Below are 2,445 nucleotides of genomic sequence, written 5' to 3' on the forward strand. Positions count from 1 at the left end.
AAGGCCTCCACGGCAGACCTCCATGAAATTCGCACTGCCATCCGGGTGGAAAGATCCGGGCTCCATTATAGCACATCGAACCGATTTGGCAAAATCGGTCTCAACGAATTACACCGGGATATCGCTTCAGCCGGGTTCTCCGGGAGTTGCGAACTTTGCAGGGGGGGTCTCTCTGCGACCACGGCCCTTTACTCAACACTGGATTGCCGGTCACGTGTTTCAGGGTTAACATGGGTCAAGAGGCGGCAGAAAGCCCAAGGCGGGTTGGCCGGGACATGCTCGGCCCCCAAAAGGGGGCTCCAGGGTGAAGAAGACGATACAGAGAAGGGGGCGGACATGCCGGACACGCAGGAGGTCACTTAGGAGACTGAAGGCTGAGGCCAAGCCCGAAAACGTGGAGGGGATGGCCGGATTCGGGATCACCACCGACAGGAGGCTGGGAGTGTCGGTCCCTGATATGCGCAAATTGGAGGGAGAAATCAGCAGGGATCATGTGCTTGCCTTTGAGCCGTGGAAGACCCGATTCCCGGAAGCGAAGACGGTGGCGGAGGTGATCGGCGACCCGGAAAGGCTTGCCGACCGGCGGATGCAGAACTGGGGAAAGGGGTTTGATTCACGGGACGTGTGCGACCGGGTCTGCACGAACCTCTTTGAGAAATCTCCCCTGGTGATGAACAAAATCCATGACTGGAGCGAGCGGGACGGGGATTTTGTCAAGCGGGCCACCTATGCACTGATCGCCTGCCTCGCCTGGCATGACAAGGAGGCGGGAGACGGGACATTTCGAATAGGTGGCGGCTTATCCGTATATTTCGTCAGACGTGGTCTAGGCAAGCAGCAACACGGCCATGGTGGTCGTGTACGCCCGGAGATAGTCGTCCCCCCTGACCACGACGGTCCTGGCGTCGACTTTCTCCACCGTGGGTATCATCGTTGAAATCGCGGCCGCACTGGTGGAGTGGAAACAGACCTTGAAGGTCACTGGACCTTCGATCCGGTAGGGTTTGAAGTCGGCAAGCCGGCTCAGGGCTCTACCGGCCGCCTCCTTGATCAGTGGGTGCGTCGCGCCTTGAGGGAGGCACCTTGCCGCATACCCGTCGGCGGCATATTTGGTGACAGCCGTCTCGACATCGCCAAGGAGATCTTTTGCCTCCTTGCAGACCCTGTCATCCCCGGAAATCATGGCGACCGGTACGTTGTAGTAACCGGCTAGGGCTGCGTTCAAGCCAGTTCCGCCCATCTCCTGGTCGTTGATCCAAATCCCGTCCACCTCCTTGCCCAAGATAGTATGGTTCAGGACACCACTTTCGGTACCGATCCTTGAGTGGTAGCCGAGAAAGTAGACCGCGTCGAAGCTCCGACTCAGGCCGTGCATCATGAGTCCACGCTTGGTGAAACCGCTGATCAGCTGCGCCCTGGAGTCGAGTTGTTCAATCAACACGTTCCGCATGTGAAAATGGGAGTCATTTACCAGGACCTCCGTAGCTCCACCGGCGAACGCACCTTCTATCGCCGCGTTCAAGTCACACACCATCAAGGTGCGAAACCTCTCGTATCCCTCTTGGCCACCGACAACATCGCCTCGATCCGTGACGCCTGTGATCCCCTCCATGTCAATGGAAACAAATACCTTCATGGTTCCCTCCTCTCTTCACCGTGGTTTGAGTGTTTGTCCGCCGCCGGGTTTTTCCAGGCGGCCGCCTTCGTCTTATCCTCTCTCCCGTCACCCCGGGGCCCCCGGCAGGAACGTATCCCGGGCCTAGACAACCCTGCCGAAAGCTAACCGACCAGGTGACAGCAGGCCGAATGGGTCGGCGTTAGCCGTATCGTTTCGGGCTCGTGATCGCGGCAGATCTCCTTTGCCCTGTCGCAGCGAGGGTGGAACCGACAGCCCGGTGGAATATTGAGCGGGCTGGGGATGTCTCCCTTTAGAGCGGCTTTCCGATGTCGCTTCCTGGGTTCCAGTCTGGGCACGGCCCTGAGGAGACTCTGAGTGTAAGGGTGCTCCGGCGATTGGAATATCTCATCCGCGGTGCCCTGTTCCACGATTCTGCCCAGATACATGACCGCCACTCTCCGGGAGATATGCCGTACGACCGACAATTCATGAGCAATAAAGAGCATTGCCAGATCCAGTTCATCTCGTAGGTCTTGAAGCAGATTGAGTACCTGGGCCTGGATCGAAACATCGAGGGCCGCCATGGGCTCATCGAGCACGAGAAAACTCGGATTGACGGCCAGTGCACGGGCCAGGCCCGCACCGGTAAAGACGATCACGAGGCCGGGAAGCGTCGCTATCCAGCAGGCCTCGAAGATATAATCCCGCCCCTCGGCAATCATGGAGCCCCACTCGGGCGCAGGTGGCTGCACGCCGAAACCTATGAAGCTGAGTGCCGCCAACAACGTGATGTTCAGGACAAAATCAGCCATTGAGAAGACGATCGA

3 protein-coding genes are annotated in these 2,445 nt (G+C 58.5%); 1 reads left to right on the forward strand and 2 read right to left on the reverse strand.

Features of this window, described 5'->3' with window-relative positions:
• The first annotated feature begins 304 nt into the window (after positions 1-304).
• The gene (locus tag JRJ26_20575) at positions 305-937 is read left to right on the forward strand and encodes a DNA alkylation repair protein (protein MBW2059885.1); all 633 of its coding nucleotides are present in this window, start codon (positions 305-307) and stop codon (positions 935-937) included.
• Here the strand turns inward: JRJ26_20575 and JRJ26_20580 are convergent.
• Both JRJ26_20580 and JRJ26_20585 read right to left on the reverse strand, forming a co-directional pair.
• On the reverse strand, positions 827-1,636 hold the full coding sequence (locus tag JRJ26_20580; protein MBW2059886.1) for a M55 family metallopeptidase: 810 nt from the start codon (positions 1,634-1,636) through the stop codon (positions 827-829). The two genes, JRJ26_20575 and JRJ26_20580, sit on opposite strands and share 111 nt — an antisense overlap.
• A gap of 143 nt (positions 1,637-1,779) precedes the next feature.
• Positions 1,780-2,445 (reverse strand): hypothetical protein (locus tag JRJ26_20585; protein MBW2059887.1); only part of this gene is annotated, 666 nt, incomplete at its 5' end.

The organism is Deltaproteobacteria bacterium (genome assembly GCA_019308905.1).
GTDB lineage: Bacteria > Desulfobacterota > BSN033 > WVXP01 > WVXP01 > JAFDHF01.

Excerpts from the sequence above, each read along its gene's own strand:
- JRJ26_20580 (MBW2059886.1), bottom strand. The coding sequence starts at position 1,636 with ATGAAGGTATTTGTTTCCATTGACATGGAGGGGATCACAGGCGTCACG.